Consider the following 19,991-nt stretch of genomic DNA (forward strand, 5'->3'; position numbering starts at 1 on the left):
GGCTGGTGATCGCAAACGGCAGCGGCGCGTTACGCCCCGATGGTGCGCAGCGCCCGCTGGCAGATGCGCTGCGTCGCCGCGACCGGGCTGTGCGTCAGCCAACGCGCACACACCCGCCTGACCCAGTCCGGCTGGTCCTTGCTGGCGTCGTTCAACCAGTTCGCCACCGAATCCTGCACGTAGACCGCCGCATCGGCGCGCATCGGCTCCAGCAGCGGCAACGCCCGCCCCGGGTCCGCCTTGAGCGCGGCGATGTGCGCGCACCAGACGCCGCGCGGCCGCAACGACTCGCTGGCAAAGCGGCGCAAGCGCTCGGACGGCAGCGTCGTCCACGCTTGCAGCTGCGTGATTGCCGCGTCCAGGTCGGCCGCCAGCGCCGGCCGCACGGCCAGCCAGGCCCATTCGCGCACCCCGAAATGCGCATCGTCGGCCAGCGGCCGGATGCGCGCCAGGCGCTGCGCCAGCGACAGGTCCGGCGCCGCCCCGATCATGAAGCAGGCCCAGCCCCGCGCGGTGTCCGACGCCTGCGCCGCCATCCGCGTGAAGCCGGCCGGACCCAGCCCTTCATGCAGGATACGCGCCGCCACCGCCATGCGCTTGGAGATGCCCAGCGCCGCCGCGGCCCGCATCGCGGCGATGCCATCGGCGCCGACCTCGGGCGCCAGCGCCTGCATCAGCAAGGCAAAGTCCACCGCCAGGCACTCGGTCAGGTGCGCGGCCGGCGCGCCCGCGTTCAGTTGCGCCAGGCGGCCCGCGCCGATGTCCTTGACGCCGCGGCGGGCGGCCGTCACGGTGTCTCTCCCGCCAGTGCGGCACGTCCGCTGTCGGTGCCGCGCCACACCTTCGCCAGCAGGTCGCCGAGCTGGCGCCGCTCGGCCTGCGACAAGGTGTCGAACAGCGCGCCGATCCACTGTGCATGTTCCTTGAACAGCCGCGCCGCCACCGTCCTGCCCTTGGGCGTGAGCGTCACCGTGATCCGGCGCCGGTCGTCCTGGCCCGGCTGGCGCAGCGCGAACCCATCGCGCTCCAGTCCGTCGAGCAGACCGGTCACCGTGGCGCGGGTCACGCCCGCGCGCGCCGCCAGTTCGTGCGGCGACAGCCCACCCGCCTGTCCGTGCAGCAGGAACAGCAGCACGAACTTGCCTTCCGACAACTGCCGCGGCGCCAGGCGCGCGGCGCAGTCGCGGTCGATGGCGCCGGCCAGGGCCAGCACCTGAAAGCACAGCTGGATGCCGTCGGACGAGGCCAGCCCGCGGCGGGCGGCCTCGTCCAGCAGCGCATGGTGCTTGGGTTCCAGCATGGCGGGAATGGCAGTTGGCATGGCGGGTCCGGCAGTTGATATGGCGGCATATGATAAGGCAGCTAATCATAATGGGCAAACGCGCCGGCAACGACAACGCGCCACGCATTCGCGCGCCTCGCGCACCCGCCTGGCGAAGTGCTAGCATCCAAAGCATGACCTCGATCCTGCACGCCCATCCCATCGATCCGGCCATCCGCGAACGCGTCATGGCGACCCTGGAACACATCGAACAGCGCCACGACGTGCGCGTCCTGCTCGCCTGCGAGTCCGGCAGCCGCGGCTGGGGCTTCGCCTCGCCCGACAGCGACTACGACGTGCGCTTCCTGTATGTGCACAAGCTGGACTGGTACCTGCGGGTGGCGCCGCAGCGCGACGTGATCGAGCTGCCGATCGACGACGAACTGGACGTGTCCGGCTGGGAATTGCGCAAGGCGCTGCAACTGCTGCGCGGCTCCAACCCCACCCTGTTCGAATGGCTGGACTCCCCCGTGCTGTACCGCCAGGACGACGCCGCCAGCGCCTGGCTGCGGCACTTCCGCAGCGAGTATTTCTCGCACATCAAGGGCCGTTGGCATTATGTCGCCATGGCCGGCCGCAACTTTCGCGAGTCGCTGCAGGGCGACACCGTGCGGCTCAAGAAATACCTGTACGTGCTGCGTCCCGTGCTGGCCGCGCAATGGATCGACAGCGGCCGCGGCATCCCCCCGATGCGCTTTGCCGACCTGGCCGATGCCATGGTCACCGACCCCGCGCTGCGCGACGAGATCAACGCCTTGCTGGCCATCAAGATGCAGGCCGGCGAGGCCGAGCACGGCCCGCGCTTCCCCTTGATCCACGCCTACCTGGAAACGACGCTGCCGGCCCTGGAGAAAGCGCCCTTCTTCGACCGGCCCGACGGCCAGACCGAACGGCTGGACCGGTTCCTGTATGAGGTCGTGACCGGCGCCCCGCTGACGTACTGAGCGCCGCCCCGATGCACACCGCCCCGGCCACCCCGAGCGTCACCCTGCGCCGCCTGCGCGCGGACGACGTGCCCATGATCCTGGCGCTCGAAGCCGACCCCGAGGTCATGCGCCACAGCACCGGCGTCAAGCCCGCCACGCAGGCGCGCCGCCAGGAACTGCTGGACTGGTTGAAGACGCCGCCGGATGACATCGGCCACTGGGCGGTGGTCGATCCCGACGGCGTGGCGGTGGGCTGGATCAGCCTGACACGGCTGGAGGACACCGGCGCGTTGCAACTGGCCTACCGCCTGCAACGATCGGCCTGGGGCCGCGGCTACGCCACCCAGGCCGCGCGCCAGCTCTGCGACTACGCCTGGCGCGCGCTCGACAGCGCGGAGCTGCTGGCCGTCACGTGGCCTGACAACCTGGGCTCGCAGCGCGTGCTGGACAAGCTGGGCTTCGCCTTCCGCGCCATCGAAACGCACTACGGCCGCGACACCCGCGTCTACGTGCTGGGCCGACCGCCCGGCGGGTGAGGCCCCGGGCCGCCTCGCTTTGGAGGTACGCTATCGACTTTCCATCACCCGCGAAGCCCCGCATGTCCGACACCACCCAGCCCTTCGACGTTTCCGCCTACATCGCCCAGAGCCTGGAAGGCATGCGGGCCGCCACCTCGGCGCACTGCGCCACCTGGCACCTGGACGAGGCCGAGCAATGGTCCGTGGACATGGACAGCGGCCTGATCGTGTTCCAGCTGCCCGGCGGCATCACCGCCCACGCGCCGGTGCAGATCGTCGGCACGTCCAACAGCGAGGACGGCAGCTTCCTGTGGGGCTGGGACCACCCGTCGGTGCCGGCCGAGCTGGCCGAACACGCCCAGCTGGCGCTGGCCTTCGGCCAGGCCCATGGCCTGGAGGCGTACACCCACCGCAAGGTGCCCTGCGACGACGCCCAGGCCTGGGAATTCACCGCCGTCGCCATGCGGCTGGGCGAGGCCAGCGGCTCCTACCGCGCCCAGGCCTCGGAAACCGCCTACGTCTGGATGACGTTCGGCCAGGTCACCCTGTCCCAGGCCTGACGCCCGCGGCGCGCGCCGGGCCGGGTTGCGTCCGGCGACGCTGACACGACAGCACGCCGCGTCAGCGCCGGCGGCCTCGGTCAAGCCGCGTCGGGATGCACGCCGGTATAGGCCGCGCGCGGCCGGATCACATCCTGGCTGCCGCGCTGCTCCAGCCCGTGCGCCAGCCAGCCGATGGAGCGCCCCAGCGCGAACAGCCCGAACGCCGCTCCCGGTGGCAGGCCGAGATGGCGGCGCACCGCCACCAGCGCGAAATCCACCGACGGCCGCTGCCCGACCAGATCGAAGGCCTGTTCGACCAGCGCCTGCCAGTCGGGACGCCGCGGCAATATCCTCGCCAGCAAGGCGCTGGCGCGCGGGTCGCCGGCGGGATAGAGGTGATGTCCGAAACCCGGCAGGTCTTCCCCCCGCGCCAGCCGCTCGCGCAGGCCGCGCGCCAGCCGCCGGCCGCCATCCGCGTCGGCATCGCCGCGCTCGAGCTCGTCCCACATCGCCTCGCCACGCGCCGTGGTGCCGCCGTGGCGCCCGCCCGTCAGCGCCGCCAGGCCGCCGACGATTCCCGCGCGCAGGCTGGCGCCGGTGGACGCGATACAGCGCGCGGTGAAACTGGAGGCGTTCAATTCATGGTCGGCGCACAGCACCAACGCCATCCGGATCAGGTCCGCGCCGGCCGCGTCCACGCCCCAGGCGCGGGCGCATTGCGCGTGGATCGGCGCATCGTCCGGCGCGGCCTGCAACAGGCAGGCCGCCAGCGTGCGCACCAGGGCGCCGCACCCCTGCGCCTGGCGCTGCGTCGAGCGCTGCCACAACGCGGTCGCGTCATCGTCGCTGGCCGCCGTGAACAAGGGCAACAGCGCGGCCTCGGCGCGCTGGCCGCGATACCGCGCGAACAAGGCCGCCATGTCCGGCGGCAGCGCCGGCGCGGCAGCGCCGAACGCCATCGCCTCGTCGCATTGCCACAGGTGCGCCGCCACCGCCTCCACCGAGCGCGCCCCGGCCAGCGCCACCGCGTTCTGCCCGCGATAGAACAGCTGCCCGTCCTCGATCAGCGTGATGGCGGACTCCAGCACCGGCAGCCCCCAGTTCAGCGTCGCCTTGGCCACCTCCTTCGGCTTGCGGCCGCGCGTGCGCTGCGCCGCCAGGCGCTCGACATCCTCGGCCAGATAACGGCTTTCACGCGGCGTGGCGCCGGCTTCGGCATGCAGCAGCCCGCGGCTCACGTAGGCGTACAGGGTCTGGCGCGACACCCCCAGGCGGGCGGCCGCGGCGGCGGAAGTCAGGTAGTTCGGCATGAGTAGAAGCGCAAGCGCGGATATCGATAATATTGATTAACTTAATCAATATTGACAATTAATTCCATAAGAATAATCCTGACGACATTGCCCGCCTTCAAGGAAGTCCGCCATGTCCGTCCCCGACCACCCCTCCGCCCCCTGCCCCGCCACCGCCGACTATCTGCGGCAATTCTGGCTGGCGGCCGGCGGCGATCCCGCCCATCTGTCCCGGGTCGGCGTCACCGGCCATGGGGCGCTGCCCTCGGCCTTCGCCGTCACCGAGTTCGCCACCGCCGCCATCGGCGCGGCCGGCCTGGCCCTGGCCGAATTCGCCGCCGCCGGGTCGGGCACCCCAGGCGCCCCCGGCGCCATCAGCGTCGACCGGCGCCTGGCCTCGATCTGGTTCGGCACCACGCTGCGTCCCATCGGCCGGGACGCCCCGCCACTGTGGGATGCCGTGGCCGGCGACTACCGCGCCAGCGACGGCTGGATCCGCCTGCACACCAACGCGCCGCACCATCGCGACGCCGCCCTCGCGGTCCTGGGCGTGGCGGCCGACCGCGACGCGGTCGCCCAGGCCGTCTCGCGCTGGCGCGCCGACGAACTGGAAGCGGCCGTGGTCGAACGCAACGGCTGCGCCGCCGCCATGCGCGACCTGGACGCCTGGGCCCGGCACCCGCAAGGCCGCAGCGTCGGCGCCGAACCGCTGCTGCATCGCGCCGCCGCGCCCGCCAGCGCCCGTCCGGACTGGCGCCCGACGCGCCAACGCCCGCTGCAAGGCCTGCGCGTGCTGGACCTGACCCGCATCCTGGCCGGACCCGTCGCCACCCGCTTCCTCGCCGGCTATGGCGCCGACGTGCTGCGCATCGACCCGCCCGGCTGGGAGGAGCCCGGCACCGTGCCCGAAGTCGTGCTGGGCAAGCGCTGCGCGCGCCTGGACCTGAAATCCGCTGCGGATCTGGCCACGCTCGAACGCCTGCTGAGCCAGGCCGACGTGATGATCCACGGCTATCGCGCCGACGCCCTGGCCCGCCTGGGCCTGGACGCCGAACGCCGCCGCCAGCTCAACCCGGCGCTGATCGACGTGTCGCTCGACGCGTATGGCTGGAGCGGTCCGTGGCAGGGACGCCGCGGATTCGACAGCCTGGTGCAGATGAGCACCGGCATCGCCGATGCCGGCATGCGCGCCAAGGGCGCCGACCGGCCGGTGCCGCTGCCCTGCCAGGCCATCGACCACGCCACCGGCTACCTGATGGCCACGGCCGCCCTGCGCGGCCTGACCGAGCGGCTGGCCACGGGCGCGGGCGGCAGCGCCCGCGCCTCATTGGCCCGCACCGCCAAGCTGCTGGTGGCGCATCGCGGAATGCTGGAAGGCGGGCCGGCATTGGCCGCGGAAACGGCAGCCGACTGGTCCGCGGCGATCGAGGAAACCTCGTGGGGCCCGGCCCGGCGCGTCAGGCCGCCGATGCGGATCGAGGGCACGCCGGAGTCGTGGGATTATCCGGCGAGCGCGTTGGGTTCGTCCGAAGCGACTTGGCGGGACAGCGTGCGCTAGGGAACCACGACGCGCGACGGACTCAAAGCACGAACGCGCGCAGGTTCGCGACCCGCTCGGCCAAGCCGTCCGCACCCAGGTAGTGGCCCAGCTTGCCCGCGCGCACGCGGCGCAGGTCTTCCTCGTAGCGCGTCAGCATGGCGTCGCGCGCCTCGGCATACGCGGCCGCGATGCCTTCGCCTGCGACGGCGACGACCTGGCGCGCGACATCCGGCGCGCCACAAGCCACGCAACGCGCCACGCCGAGGCCGTCGGCCCGCGCGCCGCGCGCCAGCAACTGCGCCACCAATTCGGCGGGCGGCTGACGATCGAATCGGTGCAACGCGTCCGCGCTGACCGGCGCACCGGCCCGCAGCAACGCCTGCGCCGCCGCGTAGGCGTGCTGCATCAACGCCACATCCAGCGCCGTGGCGCTGCCACGCAACGGCTGGCCGAAGTCCATGCCCTGCGTGGCCAATTGCGCGACCAGGGCGCCGTCATCGTTGGCCAGCGCATGCCGCAAGGCCAGATTGGCCAACCGCGGCGACTGCCCCAGCGTCCCGGCCGCCAACGGCCCGCGCCAATCCACCAACGCGCGCCGGTAGAACGCCGTCAGCTTGTCCGCCAACGCCTGCGGCATGCCATGATCCGCCACTCGCTCGTCCAGATACTCCAGCACGCGCACGCCCGTGCTGTCGGGGTCCTCGGGGTCTTCCTCCAGGCGCAGCTCGGCAAACGCGCCGCGCAGATCGGCCGCGATCGTCGCGATGCCGTCCTGCTGCAATGTATGGGTCCAGCCCGGCAGGCCCTGCTTCCAGGCCACGATGCCGCCAGCGTGGCCGCCCGGCCCCACCTGCACATAGATGCGATCGCAGTATTCAAAGCCGCCGATCGGCAGATAGCGCAGCTTGCCGTCCCAGGCCTCGCCGCTTTCCTCGGCGGCCTCTTCGGCGCATTCCTGCTCGTGTTCGATCCAGCCCGCCAGGTCGCGGTATTGGTCGCTGCCGTCATAGAACAACTCGGACCAGCTGAGGGCCTCTTCGTTGCCGTCCATCTGTGCATGCAGGTCGTAAGCCAGTTCACCGCCGGCGGTCAGGCGCCACAAGTCGCGCAGCGCCTCGGGCAAGGGGCCGGCGCAGATCGCTTCGATCTCGGCGATGCGAGTCTCGCTCATCGGCGGCTGGACCGCGATGAGGACGCGGTCGGCGAACAGGGCGATGCCGTGCTGTCGGAGGTTCTGGATTTCGTCGGCGGAAAAGTGCTCGCTCATCTTGGATGCTTTCTGGAAAGGACTGCTCGGATTCTACTTGGGCGTGGCATCCGCCGGATGCACATGCGGATCCGCGGCCGACGCATGCTGCTTGCCCTTGCCTTGCGATGAAGGGGCGGCGCCGTAGATAGGGATCAATTGATGGAACCGGAGTTTCCCGGGCGTGGTTTTCCAGTGAAAGACTTTCAGGACATACATGAGCGGGAACAGACCGAAGACAGGACGAACGCGTCGGCCGGAGGTGCCTGGGGCCTGGCGCGGGGTGGCGGGTGTTTCGCAATGCGTGATTGCCCGCCCAACTTAGCCAACGCCCTGCCGGCAGACGATAGGAACGGGTCCGAGAAACCGGCGCCGTCGCGCCCACGGCGAGCCGCCAGCCCCAATCGCGGACGAAGTCCCCTGCCGCCGCGCCGGTGGTAGATTGGCGATATCCACGAACCGGAGCGGCGGTGATGACGGCATCCTCATGGACGGACTGATCCAGGCCGCGGCCCGCGCGCTGGCTGCCGGCGACCCGCTGGCCGCGCTGGGCCGGGTGGCCTTGCGCGACGATGCGCCGGCCCTGGCGCTGCGCGGCATCGCGCTGGCGCAGTTGGGCGACTTTGAACGCGCCCGGCCGCTGGTGCGCCGCGCCGCCCGCGCGTTCGGCGCCAGGGATCCGGTGGCGCGCGCCCGCTGCGTGGTGGCCGAGGCCGAGATCGCGCTGGCCTCGCGCGACCTGGGCTGGCCGACGGCGGCGCTCGAGGCCGCCCGCGCCGCGCTCGAACAGCATGGCGACCGGCGCAATGCGGCCTATGCCGGCTACCTGGCCGGGCGCCGCCTGATCCTGATGGGACGCCTGGAACAGGCCGAGCAAGTGCTGTCGGGACTGGACCCCGCGCCCTTCCCGCCGGCCTTGCGGGCGGTGCACGAGCTGGCCCTGGCCGGCATCGCGCTTCGCCGGGTACAGGCCGCCACCGCCCGCGCCGCCCTGGCGCGGGCCGCGCACGCCGCGCAGGCGGCGGCCATTCCCGCCCTGCAGGCCGAAGTGCGCCAGGCGGCGCTGGCGCTGGAGACGCCGGCGGCGCAACTGCACCACGCGGGCGAAATCCGCGCGCTGCGCCTGGACGAGGTGGAAACGCTGCTGGCGTCCGACACGCTGGTGATCGACGCCTGCCGCTATGCCGTGCACGGCGCGGGCCACAGCCTGGCGCTGGCCAGCCGCCCGGTCCTGTTCACCCTGGCGCAGGCGCTGGGCCAGGCGTGGCCGGGCGACGCGCCGCGCGACGCCTTGATCGCGCAGGCCTTCCGCGCCCGACATCCGGACGACACGCACCGCGCGCGGTTGCGGGTGGAAATCGGCCGGTTGCGGACGGCGCTGGGAACACTGGCCGGCATCCGCGCGACGCGGCTGGGCTTCGCGCTGGCGCCGGCGGCCGGCGCCGTCGCGGTGCTGGCGCCGCCCGTGCAAGACCGCCACGCCGCCGTGCTGGCGCTGCTGGCCGACGGCGAAGCCTGGTCCAGTTCGGCCCTGGCGCTGGCCACCGGCGCCAGCCAGCGCCAGGTGCAGCGCGCCCTGGACGCGCTGGCCGCCGCCGGCCGCGCCCAGGCGATCGGCCGCGGCCGGGCGCGGCGCTGGATCACGCCGCCGCTGCCCGGTTTCGCGACGACATTGTTACTCCCGGTTCCGCTGGCGAATGCCTAGCATGGAGACGTCATCCCCCTGAACAAGGACATCGTCATGAAATCCAAGCCCGCAGAAATCCTCCGTGAATACGGCCCCTTCCCCGGCGTCACCGACGTGCACGGCGTGTCTTACGACGGCAGCCGCGTCTGGATCGCCGTGGGCGACAAGCTGCACGCCCTGGACCCGGCCAGCGGCGACGTGGTGCGCACGATCGACGTCACCGCCCGCGCCGGCACCGCGTTCGACGGCAAGCACCTGTACCAGCTGGCCGACAACATCATCCAGAAGATCGACCCGGCCTCGGGCCGCGTGCTGGCCACCGTGCCGGCGCCCGAAGGCGGCGGCAATTCGGGCATGACCTGGGCCGAAGGCATGCTCTGGATCGCGCGCTACAAGGACCGCAAGATCCACCAGGTCGATCCCGCCACCGGCGCCATCCTGCGCACCATCGAGTCCGACCGCTACGTGACCGGCGTCACCTGGGTCGACGGCAACCTGTGGCACGGCACCTGGGAAGACGACGCCAGCGAGCTGCGCCGGGTCGATCCGGCCAACGGCGAGGTGCTGGAACGATTGGCGATGCCGCCGGGCGTCTACGTGTCCGGCCTGGAATCGGACGGCGGCGACGTGCTCTATTGCGGCGGCGCCACCAGCGGCCGCCTGCGCGCCGTGCGCCGGCCGCGCGCCAGCGCCTGACCTTCCCGCCCGCGACGCCCGCCGGCCGCCCCCGGCGGGCGGGCTTTTTTTCGGGCCGATATCAGCCGGATCCGACGCCGCGGCGCCGACGCCCCGCGCTCCCCGGCGAACCGCGCCGGCGGGTCGTCCTGACAAATTGTTGCAGCCACAATCGCGCCCCCCCCCGTTTCCGGGCCCAGCGGGGCCCCGCCAGCGTGTAAACTCCCCCCTTTTTGACTCTGGTGGTATGTTGCAAGCCCCACAGCGCACAGGTTTAAGCGGCCCGACGCTCATTCGCTTGCTGACTCGCCTGACGGATGTCGACGCGCCGGAATCCCGGCAGCCGTTGTCGGATCATCTGAGCCAATGGCTCGGCTGGACCGACGCGATTGCCCTGTCCGCCGCCCTGAACAACCGCCCGCCGGCGATCGCGCCGGGCGCGCGCCAGTTCAGCAGCGCCGAGGAGCGCGAGTGCGAGCGCGTCCGGACCACGCTGGCCGATGCCATCGCCAGCGACACCGCGGCCACGGCCGCCAAGCGGCAGATGCCGGGGCAAGTGTCCGCCAAGGTGGCGGCGCTGCAGGCCGGCGACGCCGATTACTCGAATTTCCGTCAGCGCTATCTGTCGTTGCAGCACACGATGGAGACCAGCATCGGCAATCTGCGCAGCCGCCTGCGCGGCATGGTCGCGGCCAGGACGCCGGAAATGACGCGATTGGCGGTGGTGGACGCCATCATGGACCGCGCCCTGCTGCCGCGCGAGCGGACGCTGCTGGGCGCGATCCCGAAGTTGCTGCAGGGCCATTTCGACCGGCTGCGGCTGGCCGAGCAGGCCGCGCTGGAAGCAGCGGCCCAGGCCGCCGCGCAGGCGCAGGCCGAGGTCGACGCCGCGGCGGCGGCCGACCCCGAGGCGCAGGCCGAAGCCGGCGCGCGGGACGATGCCCAGGCCGCGCCCGACAGCGCCGCGCAGGTCGATGCCAACGCGCCAGCGTCGACCGACGTCGGCGTGCCGCCACCCGCTTTACCCGCGCCCACGCCGGGCGCCTGGCTGGAAACGTTCCGCAAAGACATGCGCAGCGTGCTGCTGGCCGAACTGGATGTTCGTTTACAACCGGTGGAAGGGCTGCTTGCCACCCTTCGCACCAGCTAACCGGGACACTATGTCCAAGTATCTGATCAATATCGTTGTTTTCCTCAGCGGCCTGGCCGTGGCCGGCTGGATCGGCGCGGGCTACGCGGGCACCAATCCCCTGGCCCTGGCCGTCACGCTGCTGATCGGCGCCTGCTACGTGGCCGGCGCGCTCGAATTGCTGCGCTATCAACAAGCCACCGCGTCCCTGAGACGCGCGGTCGGCAACCTGTCGGAAGCGCCCGCCAGCCTCGCCGGCTGGCTCGAACAACTGCCCGCCGCGCTGCGCAACCCGGTGCGGCTGCGCATCGAGGGCGAACGCGTGGGCCTGCCCGGCCCGGCGTTGGCGCCCTACCTGGTCGGCCTGCTGGTGCTGCTGGGCATGCTCGGCACCTTCCTGGGCATGGTGGTGACGCTGCGCGGCACCGGCGCCGCGCTCGAAAGCGCCACCGACCTGGCCGCGATCCGCGCCTCGCTAGCCGCGCCCGTCAAGGGCCTGGGCTTTGCCTTCGGCACCTCGATCGCCGGCGTCGCCACCTCGGCCATGCTGGGCCTGCTGGCGGCGCTGTGCCGCCGCGACCGGATCCAGGCCGCGCAAGGGCTCGACGCCAAGGCCGCGACCACGCTGCGCCTCTACACCCAGGGCCATCAGCGCGAAGAAAGCTTCAAGCTGCTGCAACGCCAGGCCGAAGTGCTGCAACGGCAGGCGGAGGCCATGCCCGCGCTGGTCGACCGCCTGGACGCCATGATGCGCAACCTGGAACAGCAGAACCACACGCTGAACGAGCGCCAGCTCGCCAGCCAGGACGCCTTCCAGGGCAAGGCCGAGGCGGCCTACGCGCGCCTGGCCGCGGCGATGGAACAGTCGATGAAGGAAAGCGTGGCCGAAAGCGCCCGCTCGGCCGGCGCGGCGCTGCAACCCGCGGTCGAAGCCACCATGGCCGGCCTGTCGCGCGAGACCGCCACGCTGCACGACACCGTCACACAGGCGGTGCAACGCCAGCTGGACGGCATGACCGCCGGCCTGCAGGCCGCCACCGCCAACGTCGCCGGCATCTGGAACCAGGCCCTGGCCGGCCAGCAGCGCGCCAGCGAAACCCTGGCAGAGGACCTGCGCGGCTCGCTCGACCGCTTCGCGCAGACCTTCGAGCAACGCTCGGCCAGTCTGCTGGACAGCGTGTCCGAACGCCTGGAGGCGTCCTCGGGCAGCATGTCCGAAGCCTGGAACGTGGCGCTGAGCCGCCAGGAACGCGCCAGCGAGAAACTGGCCGGCGACAACCTGCAGGCCCTGACGGCCGCCGCCGCCAGCTTCGAACAGCATTCGGCGTCGCTGCTGCGCACGCTGAACGCCTCGCACGCGGCGCTGCAATCCGACCTGGCCTCGCGCGACCAGCAACGCCTGGCCGCCTGGACCGACACGCTGGGCGCGCTGTCCGCCACCCTGCGCGAGGAATGGCAGCAGGCCGGCGCGCAGGCCGCCGAACGCCAGCTGGAAATCAACCAGGCCCTGGCCCTCAGCGCACAGGACCTGACCGCGCACGCGCAGGCCCAGGCCGGCCTGCTCGAGAACGTCTCGACCCGCCTGGAAACCGCTGCCGGCAACGTCTCGGCGCAATGGCACGAGGCCCTGGCGCGCCAGTCGCAGGTCAGCGACAAGCTGGCGGACGACAACCGCGCGGCCCTGGCCGCCGCCGCCGCGACCTTCGAACAGCATTCGGCCGCGCTGCTGCGCACCCTGGACCAGTCCCACGCCGACCTGCAGGCCGCCCTGGCCGCGCGCGACGAACAGCGCCTGGCCGCCTGGGCCGGCACGCTCGGCGCGGTCGCCGACAAGCTCGGCCAGGAATGGGAACAGGCCGGCGCGCAAGCCGCCGCCCGCCAGCAGGACATCAGCCAGATGCTGACGCGCACCGCGCAGGATCTGGCCACGCGCAGCGACGCGCAGAGCGCCCTGCTCGACAGCGTGGCCGTGCGCATCGAATCCGCCGCCGGCGGCGTGACGCAGGCCTGGACCGAGGCGCAAGTGCGCCAGGAACTGACCAGCGAGAAGCTGGCCGCCGACAACCAGCAGGCCCTGACCGCCGCCGCGGCCGCCTTCGAACAGCACTCGGCCGCGCTGCTGCGCACGCTGGACCAGTCCCATGCCGACCTGCAGGCCGCCCTGGCCGCGCGCGACGAGCATCGCCTGGCCGCCTGGCATGCCTCGCTGGGCGCGCTGGCCACCGAACTGGGCCAGGAATGGCGCGCGGCCGGCGAACAGACCGCCGCCCGCCACCAGGAACTGGGCCAGCTGCTGGCCCGCACCGCGCACGACATCACCACCCAGACCCAGGCCCAGGCCGCCCTGCTGGAAAACGTCTCGGCCCGCCTGGAAACGGCGGCCGGCGGCGTGACGCAGGCCTGGACCGAGGCCCAGGTGCGCCAGGAACTGGCCAACGAGAAACTGGCCGGCGACAACCAGCAGGCCCTGACCACCGCCGCGGCTGCCTTCGAGCAGCATTCGGCAACGCTGCTGCAGACCCTGGGCCAATCTCAGGCCGAGCTGCAGGCCGCGCTGGCCTCGCGCGACCAGGAACGCCTGGCCGCCTGGACCGCCGAGCTGGGCTCGATGGCCGAGGCGCTGCGCCAGGAATGGGAGCAGGCCGGCGCCCGCAGCGCCAGCCTGCAGCAGGAAATCTGCGCCACCCTGGCCCAGACCGCGCAGGACATCGCCACCCAGACCGAGGCCCACGCCAGCGGCACCATCGCCGAGATCAGCCAGCTGGTGCAGGCCGCCTCCGAAGCGCCGCGCGCGGCCGCCGAGGTCATCGGCGAGCTGCGCCAGAAGCTGTCGGACAGCCTGGCCTACGACAACGCGATGCTGGAAGAACGCAACCGCCTGCTGGACACGCTGGCGACGCTGCTGGACGCCGTCAACCACGCCTCCAGCGAGCAGCGCAGCGCGGTCGACGCCCTGGTCTCGTCGTCGGCGGACCTGCTGGACCGCGTCGGCACGCAGTTCACCGAGCAGGTCGAATCCGAAACCGCCCGCCTGGACGACGTGGCCGCGCAAGTGACCAGCGGCGCCGTCGAGGTGGCGAGCCTGGGCGAGGCCTTCGGCGCCGCGGTGCGCCTGTTCGGCGAATCCAACGACAAGCTGGTCGCGCACCTGCAACGCATCGAGAGCGCGCTCGACAAATCGATCGCGCGCGGCGACGAGCAACTGGCCTACTACGTGGCGCAGGCGCGTGAAGTGGTCGACCTGAGCACCATGTCGCAGAAGCAGATCGTCGAGAACCTGCGCGACCTGGCCAGCCAGCGCGCCGCCAGCGCCGGAGCGCAGGCGGCATGAGCGCGGGCGAGGACATCGACGGCGGCGTGGAACCCGCGGTGCCGACCTGGGCCGTTTTTGGCGACCTGATGTCGGTGCTGCTGGGCGCCTTCGTGCTGATCCTGGTGAGCGTGGTGGCCGTGCAGCTGGAGCTGTCGACCCAGCTCGAACGCGAGGTCAAGCAGCGCCAGGAGGAAACCCAGCGCCGCCAGACGCTGGAGCAGGCCCTGGCCGCGCCGCTGGCGGCGGGCCGCGTGACGCTCATCAACGGCCGCATCGGCATCAGCGGCAGCGTGCTGTTCGCGCTCAATTCCGACCAGTTGCAGCCGGAGGGCCGCGAGGTGCTCAAGAGCCTGATCGAGCCCCTGTCGGCCTACCTGAAGGCCAACAACGAGATCCTGATGGTCAGCGGCTACACCGACGACCAGCAGGTGCGCGAGGGCAACCGGCGCTTTGCCGACAACTGGGACCTGTCGGCGCAGCGCGCGCTGACCGTGACCCGCGCGCTGATCGACGAAGGCGTGCCGTCGGCCTCGGTGTTCGCCGCCGCGTTCGGCGCCGAACAACCCGTGGCCTCGAACGCCGACGAGGAAGGCCGCGCCAGGAACCGCCGGGTCGAGATCACGCCGATTCCCAAGCCGTCCAACGGCACGGAGGCGCCGCGTGGCCAGTGATGGCGGTCTTGGCCACGCGCTGACGACCGAGGCGGACGCCACGACCGGCGCCGGCCTGCCGGCGGACGACACGCTCGCCACGCTGCGGGCCTGGCGCGAGCGCGGCGACGACCGGCTCGATCCGGTCGGTTTCCATTTCATCGAGGCGCTGGCCCGGCGCGCGGCAGGCCATGGCGGCGCGGTGCGCGCCACGCTGGACGCGCGCCTGGCGCAGTTGCTGGACGCCTATGCGGCGCGTATCGCCGCCGCCGGCCTGCCCGACGCCAGCGCGTCCCCTGAAGAACGGAATGCCCCCGCCGCTGGCGTCGCCGTAACAGCCGCAGCCGCGCGCGTCGCGACGCCCCCGGCCGGCACGCGCGGGCCACTGGCCGAACTGGCGGTGTATCTCGCCTACCCCGGCGCGCCCGGCGAGGATCCCGACGCCATCGCCGCGCAGGCGCGCCGCGACGCCTATCCCGACCTGCCGGCGCTGGACGGACTGCGCGAGATCTGGTCCGGCCTGAGCGCCGACCGGCAGGTGCGCCAGTCGCAGGAACAGGTGCACAAGAACGCCGGCCCGCTCAATTCCAACCAGTTGGTGCACCGCGCGTTGTCGCTGATGCGCGAGCTGTCGCCGGGTTATCTGCAGCAATTCGTGACCTATACCGAAACGCTGGCCTGGATGGAGCAGTTGACGGCGGCCGCCGCGCCGCCGGCCAAGGAAACGGCGCGCGCCCCCGCCAGGAAAGGTACGCGCGCCAAGAGCCGCTGAACCCGGGCCGCCGGTGACAGGCGCGACGTCCTGCCCGCGGCTCTGACAATGTCGCGGTCTACTTCCCGCCCGCCTCGCGCGGCAGCCAGGCGCCGTGAAAACCCGCCGGAATGCGGCGGCGCAGACGCACCGTCGCCAGCGGCCCGGCCGCCAGGTCGCGCGCGTCCAGCACCACCACGTCGCTGGTATCGCTGGCCTGGCGGTACACGCACACCAGCACCCAGCCGTCGTCCTCGTCGCGCGCCCCCGGCCGGGGCACGAACACCGGTTCGCTGTTCTGGTCGCCAGGCGGCACCGCATACTGCTGGCGCGCGCCCGTCTCCAGGTCGTAGCGCACCACGCCGCGCATCTCGCGGTTGTTGGGCTGCTCCACCGCATAGCAGTAGCGGTAGGCGCGGCCGGTCCGGGCCTCGTTGATGCGCGGCAGCTCGATGCCGGCATCGTCCAGCGCGCGCTCCGTGACGCCGCCCTCGTCCAGGTCGATCTCGTAACGCCACAACGTGCCCAGCGGGCTGTCCTCGAAACCCGCGCCCTCGCGCGACAGCCGCAGGTATTCCGGATAGCGCACCACGTCCAGCACCAGCGTCGACGCATCCCGGTCATACGCATTCACCACGTGCTGGATGAAACAGGGCGCGACCGCGAACCAGCGCACCGGGCCGCCGTGGCGCGGGATCACGCCCAGCCGCGACTGGCGCTCGTCATGCCACCGCAGCGGCATGCGGTAGCCGCGCGACAGCATCGAGAAGTCGTACGCCACGTTCAGGTCCAGCAGGATGCTGTAGCGCGCCGTGATCGCCATGTCGTGCATCATCGACGGCCCGGGCAGCTCGATCGCCAGATCCACCCGCGGCTGGCCGTCCGCGCCCGTCACGCCGTAGCGCAGCCAGGGCCGCTCCCAATGGGCGCGGAAACTCATCAGTTCCCCGGTCTCGGGGTCCGCCTTGGGGTGCGCCGTCATGCCGCCCGCCAGCCCCGGATGGTGCCGGCTGGCGCCCAGGAAATCCAGCGCTGGCGTCATCGCCAACGGCGCCCCGCCCTCGGCCAGCGCCAGCACTTCGCCCGCGTGGCGCAGCACATTGACGTTGGGATTGGTCTCCGGCAGGCCGGCCTCGGCCTGCGGGTCGTATTCGCGCGCCCAGATCCGGGTGCGCGCCCAGCGGTTGCGGTAACCGGTCGCCCGGCCGCCGTGGAAGGCAATGGCGTGCAGCATCGCCGGCTGCGGCCACCACGACAGCACGTCGTTGCCCTCGAAGCGGCCGCGCAGGGGGTTGGGGCCGTTGCGGACCAGGACCCCGTCCAGCCCGGGCGGCAGCGCGCCGTCCACGGGCAGGTCGGCCAGGTCAACCTCATCGGCCAGCGGCGCGGTGGCGCCGGTGTTCAGATCGAATGTGCTCATGCTTGCGTCCTTGGTTGCGATCATTCGCAGGACGCATTTTTACCCGGATTAAATATGTTCGTCAATATTACCCGGATTTAATTTAATGACGCTATCCACTTCAATACCGTCACCAGCACGAACCCCAAAGGCAGGACGCCCCATAACAGGATCCCCAGGATGCTGGCGTGCAGCCAGCGCTTTTTCATATGGGGAAGCTTGCCTTGCATGGCCAGCGTTTCTTCCGGGGTCGGAGGTACGACGCGGTACGGATTCTCGCCTTCCCATTGCAGGGCGGCAGCCAATTCTGGAGGCAGCGGCGGCCGCTTGCCATAGCGCCGTACCCAGTATTCCATCCAGTTCGGCAGGTAGTAGGCCCCCGCCATGATCCAGAACGCGAATCCGTCGAACAGGCCGGCGGGATAATGCTGCCGGTCGATCTCCTCCGTAAACAGTTCCCGGTCCATCCACGCAAAGGCATTGATGCGATGATTCGGCATCAGGACCACAGGAGGAACAGCAGCGGGCTCTTCGTCCATGTAGCGCCGGATGAACTGCCAGGCGCCAGCGGTGGCTTCGCGCGACGAAAAGATCCGGGTGGGCGCGACGCAGCGCGCGATGCGACGCGAGCCCGGCTCAAGCTCGGCCACCCGCAACGAAACAACCGGCGCGCTCGCCCCTGTGGGCGCCACCAGCCGGCCCCTGAAGATGAATGCCACGGCCCGGTCGTAGTCCACTGAAATCCAGCCGCCCTTCCTGCTCCAGGCGTAGATGCGCCGCAGCCGCCGGCTGATGATGGAGGTGTACTGCATCGGCGCGGACGCAGCGCGGTAGGCGCGCCACAGCCCGAACACCCCCAGCAGCGAGCCGCCTGCGACGAACGCCAGATACTCGCCGCCGTAGCCGCGCGTCGCCGTGTCGTAGAACAGGATGAAATTGGTTGCGATCAGCAGCAACATCAGGCTGAACATAATCGTCATGACGATGCCAAGGCCACGCAGGTTCTCGGTGGGATCGACCAGCCGCAGGCAGGCGGGATTGATTTCGACCACGTTGTACAGCACGGAGGGATCCTCCGGGCTGCGCGCGCGTTCCGAGCTCGCGGGCAGCAACCATCCCCATGCACCGCTCTTCTCCGGGACCATGGTGATGCCCGCCCGGCCTCTGCCATGCCGCATTGCTCCTCCTTGTTGCGACTCGCACTGTCGACGGCGCGAGCCAATCACGGACGCGCGCGCTTGCTTCATTGGTAGCGGAAATAGAGCGTGCCGTAGTCACGCCCATCACCCTCGCGACGCAGCGCCCTGGAGGTCTTGCGCAAATTGATGCTGCTGGCGTCCCGCCAGCCAAAGCCGGCGAAAATGGTCTCCGCCATCCGCGCAAATCCTTCCGTCTTGCGACCGCCGCGCCACGCCAGGAATCCGAAAACCAGCACCAGCGCGGGCAGCCCATAGGCCAGGTAGACCGCATACGCGGACAACTGCCCTGCCAGGCTGAATGTGCCCTTGAACATCGCGAAAATCGCATCCAGGCACATCATGAACAGAAAAACTGCCCCCACTACGATGCCCCAGAAGCGGAACGTGGAAGCGTAGCGCGCCCGGCGCCCCTCGAAGCAATGCGGATACACCGCAACCAGCGCATCGGCCGGCCGTCGGGCGCCGTAGGCGATCCACGCCTGCCCGTCGTGCTCGGCCACCAGTTCGATGTCATCGCCCTCGTCAAAGGGAAACCGCCAGAACCAGCCTCGAACCGGTTGTCCATCGAGCGTGAATTCGACAAAATCCGCCTTCTCAGTGCTGTCGAGGGTAGCAATCGCAATGGCCGCGCCCCCCATCCCCGCCAGTCCCGCCGACACCGCCGACGCCCCCGCGCCGCCTCCGAGCTGTTCCATCACGAAATCGCGCGATCGCCTGACGCGGCGCAGTCCCGCGATCTTGCCGGTCAGCTTGCTGGCTTTGTCATTCCACTGAGGCGTCATCGCCACTGCTTCCGTGTGTCCCGCCGATCGCGCTCTGCTCATCGGATGCATACCGCCGGCGTGGAACCGACCTCCATTAATATCCACCTACCAGTTGGACACCACGACGCCCACAAAAAACAGCGGCAGGACGACCCAGAGCGCCAAGCCGAAGATGCTCGCCAGACGCCAACGCCTCTTCACGGAGGGCAGATTACCTGCTCGCGCCGCCAGCTCCTCCTGTGTCGGCGGGGCGATTCGATACGGGCTTTCGCCTTGCCAGCCCACCACCGCCGCCAATTCCGGAGGCAGCGCGGGGCGACGACCGAATCGACGAATCCAGTATTCCATCCAGTTCGGCAGGTAATAGGCACCACTGAAGAACCAGAACGCAAACGGCCGCACCAATCTGTGATGACGATCGATTGCGTATGGAAACAGCTCAAGGTCCATCCACGCATACGCATTGACGCGACAATCCGGCACCAACGTCACTGGCGGCAGCATCGCCGGCTCCCCGTCCATGTACAACCGGACGAACTCCCAAAGTTGCGCGGCGGGTTCTGGACGATCAAATGGAGCGGTCAGTGCCACGCCCTTGATGATACGGCGAGTGTCGGGCTCGATCTCTACGACGCGCAAGGGATAGGCAGCTCCCGCGCCGGTTGTCGTTACCACCTGAAAATTGCCAACGTAGGCGTGCGCGCGATCAAAATCGACCGACGTCCAACCAGTCCGCTTTTCCCACACATATATGCGTCGCAAGGACCGACTGATGAGAGTGGTTTCCTGGATCGGTGAAAAAACAAATCGATAGGCGCAGATCCAACCGATCAATGCACATACAGAATACCCCCCCATCATCACGGCAAGTCCGGTATCCAGAACGGTCCTCCCCGTACTCAGGTCGATCAGAGCCGTAAGGAACAGCAAAGTCAGACCAACCGCAGCAGCGAGCGAGACACATGCCACGTAGCCACGCGAGGCCTCGAAAGGCCCCGTCAAGCGCAGGCAAGCGGGCGTCAACTCGGTAACCATGCCTTCA

Annotated in this window: 18 protein-coding genes; 10 read left to right on the top strand and 8 right to left on the bottom strand. The window is 70.6% G+C overall.

The features are described from left to right. Positions 1 to 29: 29 nt before the first annotated feature. Together AOZ49_RS17055 and AOZ49_RS17060 are read right to left on the bottom strand one after the other, a co-directional pair. Positions 30 to 791, bottom strand: a complete 762-nt coding sequence (locus AOZ49_RS17055) for a DNA alkylation repair protein (protein WP_054434125.1) — start codon at positions 789 to 791, stop codon at positions 30 to 32. Next, the gene (locus AOZ49_RS17060) at positions 788 to 1,321 is read right to left on the bottom strand and encodes a MarR family winged helix-turn-helix transcriptional regulator (RefSeq protein WP_054476701.1); all 534 of its coding nucleotides are present in this window, start codon (positions 1,319 to 1,321) and stop codon (positions 788 to 790) included. Before AOZ49_RS17060 ends, AOZ49_RS17055 begins: the two co-directional genes overlap by 4 nt. Positions 1,322 to 1,455: 134 nt before the next feature. Between AOZ49_RS17060 and AOZ49_RS17065 the strand changes: the two genes are divergently transcribed. The 3 genes from AOZ49_RS17065 to AOZ49_RS17075 all read left to right on the top strand — a co-directional run bounded on the left by AOZ49_RS17065 (position 1,456) and on the right by AOZ49_RS17075 (position 3,325). Then, positions 1,456 to 2,265: a nucleotidyltransferase domain-containing protein gene (locus AOZ49_RS17065; RefSeq protein ID WP_054434121.1), complete on the top strand. Its 810-nt coding sequence runs from the start codon at positions 1,456 to 1,458 to the stop codon at positions 2,263 to 2,265. An 11-nt stretch (positions 2,266 to 2,276) separates the two neighbouring features. After that, positions 2,277 to 2,783 (top strand): GNAT family N-acetyltransferase, encoded by a 507-nt coding sequence (locus AOZ49_RS17070; RefSeq protein WP_054476703.1) that lies wholly within the window; start codon positions 2,277 to 2,279, stop codon positions 2,781 to 2,783. 62 nt (positions 2,784 to 2,845) lie between these two features. Next, positions 2,846 to 3,325, top strand: coding sequence for a DUF6882 domain-containing protein (locus AOZ49_RS17075; protein WP_054476706.1), 480 nt, complete (start codon positions 2,846 to 2,848; stop codon positions 3,323 to 3,325). A gap of 80 nt (positions 3,326 to 3,405) precedes the next feature. Here the strand turns inward: AOZ49_RS17075 and AOZ49_RS17080 are convergent, their stop codons facing one another. After that, the gene (locus tag AOZ49_RS17080; protein ID WP_054476707.1) at positions 3,406 to 4,617 is read right to left on the bottom strand and encodes a citrate synthase family protein; all 1,212 of its coding nucleotides are present in this window, start codon (positions 4,615 to 4,617) and stop codon (positions 3,406 to 3,408) included. Positions 4,618 to 4,729: 112 nt separating this feature from the next. On the opposite strand from AOZ49_RS17080, the gene AOZ49_RS17085 reads away from it, so the two are divergent. Beyond that, positions 4,730 to 6,154 carry a CoA transferase gene (locus AOZ49_RS17085; protein WP_054476709.1) on the top strand — a complete coding sequence of 475 codons (1,425 nt, stop codon included), beginning with the start codon at positions 4,730 to 4,732 and terminating at the stop codon, positions 6,152 to 6,154. Between the two features lie 22 nt (positions 6,155 to 6,176). Here the strand turns inward: AOZ49_RS17085 and AOZ49_RS17090 are convergent, their stop codons facing one another. Further along, complete coding sequence (locus tag AOZ49_RS17090; protein WP_054476711.1) at positions 6,177 to 7,403, bottom strand: SMI1/KNR4 family protein; 1,227 nt, start codon at positions 7,401 to 7,403, stop codon at positions 6,177 to 6,179. 466 nt (positions 7,404 to 7,869) lie between these two features. Here AOZ49_RS17090 and AOZ49_RS17095 point away from each other — a divergent pair, with 466 nt between their 5' ends. The 6 genes from AOZ49_RS17095 to AOZ49_RS17120 all read left to right on the top strand — a co-directional run bounded on the left by AOZ49_RS17095 (position 7,870) and on the right by AOZ49_RS17120 (position 15,608). Beyond that, the gene (locus tag AOZ49_RS17095) at positions 7,870 to 9,087 is read left to right on the top strand and encodes a hypothetical protein (protein WP_054476713.1); all 1,218 of its coding nucleotides are present in this window, start codon (positions 7,870 to 7,872) and stop codon (positions 9,085 to 9,087) included. Positions 9,088 to 9,123: 36 nt separating this feature from the next. Then, the gene (locus AOZ49_RS17100) at positions 9,124 to 9,765 is read left to right on the top strand and encodes a Vgb family protein (protein WP_054461189.1); all 642 of its coding nucleotides are present in this window, start codon (positions 9,124 to 9,126) and stop codon (positions 9,763 to 9,765) included. 226 nt (positions 9,766 to 9,991) lie between these two features. Continuing rightward, complete coding sequence (locus tag AOZ49_RS17105; RefSeq protein ID WP_054434085.1) at positions 9,992 to 10,894, top strand: DUF3348 domain-containing protein; 903 nt, start codon at positions 9,992 to 9,994, stop codon at positions 10,892 to 10,894. Between the two features lie 10 nt (positions 10,895 to 10,904). Further along, positions 10,905 to 14,204 carry a DUF802 domain-containing protein gene (locus AOZ49_RS17110; RefSeq protein WP_054476717.1) on the top strand — a complete coding sequence of 1,100 codons (3,300 nt, stop codon included), beginning with the start codon at positions 10,905 to 10,907 and terminating at the stop codon, positions 14,202 to 14,204. Next, positions 14,201 to 14,857, top strand: coding sequence for an OmpA family protein (locus AOZ49_RS17115; RefSeq protein WP_054434081.1), 657 nt, complete (start codon positions 14,201 to 14,203; stop codon positions 14,855 to 14,857). Before AOZ49_RS17110 ends, AOZ49_RS17115 begins: the two co-directional genes overlap by 4 nt. Next, positions 14,847 to 15,608 carry a DUF2894 domain-containing protein gene (locus tag AOZ49_RS17120; RefSeq protein ID WP_369815812.1) on the top strand — a complete coding sequence of 254 codons (762 nt, stop codon included), beginning with the start codon at positions 14,847 to 14,849 and terminating at the stop codon, positions 15,606 to 15,608. Before AOZ49_RS17115 ends, AOZ49_RS17120 begins: the two co-directional genes overlap by 11 nt. A 58-nt stretch (positions 15,609 to 15,666) precedes the next feature. On the opposite strand, the gene AOZ49_RS17125 is transcribed toward AOZ49_RS17120, so the two are convergent. The 4 genes from AOZ49_RS17125 to AOZ49_RS17140 all read right to left on the bottom strand — a co-directional run bounded on the left by AOZ49_RS17125 (position 15,667) and on the right by AOZ49_RS17140 (position 19,984). Then, complete coding sequence (locus tag AOZ49_RS17125) at positions 15,667 to 17,007, bottom strand: carotenoid oxygenase family protein (protein ID WP_054476807.1); 1,341 nt, start codon at positions 17,005 to 17,007, stop codon at positions 15,667 to 15,669. Between the two features lie 77 nt (positions 17,008 to 17,084). After that, the gene (locus AOZ49_RS17130) at positions 17,085 to 18,050 is read right to left on the bottom strand and encodes a hypothetical protein (RefSeq protein WP_054476809.1); all 966 of its coding nucleotides are present in this window, start codon (positions 18,048 to 18,050) and stop codon (positions 17,085 to 17,087) included. A 179-nt stretch (positions 18,051 to 18,229) separates the two neighbouring features. Then, entirely contained in the window at positions 18,230 to 18,967 is a 738-nt protein-coding gene (locus tag AOZ49_RS17135) for a putative type VI secretion system effector (protein WP_054476719.1), read from the bottom strand. A gap of 87 nt (positions 18,968 to 19,054) precedes the next feature. Next, a complete protein-coding gene (locus tag AOZ49_RS17140; protein WP_054434078.1) occupies positions 19,055 to 19,984 on the bottom strand; it encodes a hypothetical protein in 930 nt (309 codons plus the stop codon). Between the last annotated feature and the right edge of the window lie 7 nt (positions 19,985 to 19,991).

This window comes from Achromobacter sp. 2789STDY5608615, assembly GCF_001298995.1.
GTDB lineage: Bacteria > Pseudomonadota > Gammaproteobacteria > Burkholderiales > Burkholderiaceae_B > Achromobacter > Achromobacter insuavis.

Excerpts from the sequence above, each read along its gene's own strand:
- AOZ49_RS17060 (WP_054476701.1), bottom strand. The coding sequence starts at position 1,321 with ATGCCAACTGCCATTCCCGCCATGCTGGAACCCAAGCACCATGCGCTG.
- AOZ49_RS17065 (WP_054434121.1), top strand. The coding sequence starts at position 1,456 with ATGACCTCGATCCTGCACGCCCATCCCATCGATCCGGCCATCCGCGAA.
- AOZ49_RS17070 (WP_054476703.1), top strand. The coding sequence starts at position 2,277 with ATGCACACCGCCCCGGCCACCCCGAGCGTCACCCTGCGCCGCCTGCGC.
- AOZ49_RS17075 (WP_054476706.1), top strand. The coding sequence starts at position 2,846 with ATGTCCGACACCACCCAGCCCTTCGACGTTTCCGCCTACATCGCCCAG.
- AOZ49_RS17080 (WP_054476707.1), bottom strand. The coding sequence starts at position 4,617 with ATGCCGAACTACCTGACTTCCGCCGCCGCGGCCGCCCGCCTGGGGGTG.
- AOZ49_RS17085 (WP_054476709.1), top strand. The coding sequence starts at position 4,730 with ATGTCCGTCCCCGACCACCCCTCCGCCCCCTGCCCCGCCACCGCCGAC.
- AOZ49_RS17090 (WP_054476711.1), bottom strand. The coding sequence starts at position 7,403 with ATGAGCGAGCACTTTTCCGCCGACGAAATCCAGAACCTCCGACAGCAC.
- AOZ49_RS17095 (WP_054476713.1), top strand. The coding sequence starts at position 7,870 with ATGGACGGACTGATCCAGGCCGCGGCCCGCGCGCTGGCTGCCGGCGAC.
- AOZ49_RS17100 (WP_054461189.1), top strand. The coding sequence starts at position 9,124 with ATGAAATCCAAGCCCGCAGAAATCCTCCGTGAATACGGCCCCTTCCCC.
- AOZ49_RS17105 (WP_054434085.1), top strand. The coding sequence starts at position 9,992 with ATGTTGCAAGCCCCACAGCGCACAGGTTTAAGCGGCCCGACGCTCATT.
- AOZ49_RS17110 (WP_054476717.1), top strand. The coding sequence starts at position 10,905 with ATGTCCAAGTATCTGATCAATATCGTTGTTTTCCTCAGCGGCCTGGCC.
- AOZ49_RS17115 (WP_054434081.1), top strand. The coding sequence starts at position 14,201 with ATGAGCGCGGGCGAGGACATCGACGGCGGCGTGGAACCCGCGGTGCCG.
- AOZ49_RS17125 (WP_054476807.1), bottom strand. The coding sequence starts at position 17,007 with ATGAGCACATTCGATCTGAACACCGGCGCCACCGCGCCGCTGGCCGAT.
- AOZ49_RS17135 (WP_054476719.1), bottom strand. The coding sequence starts at position 18,967 with ATGACGCCTCAGTGGAATGACAAAGCCAGCAAGCTGACCGGCAAGATC.
- AOZ49_RS17140 (WP_054434078.1), bottom strand. The coding sequence starts at position 19,984 with ATGGTTACCGAGTTGACGCCCGCTTGCCTGCGCTTGACGGGGCCTTTC.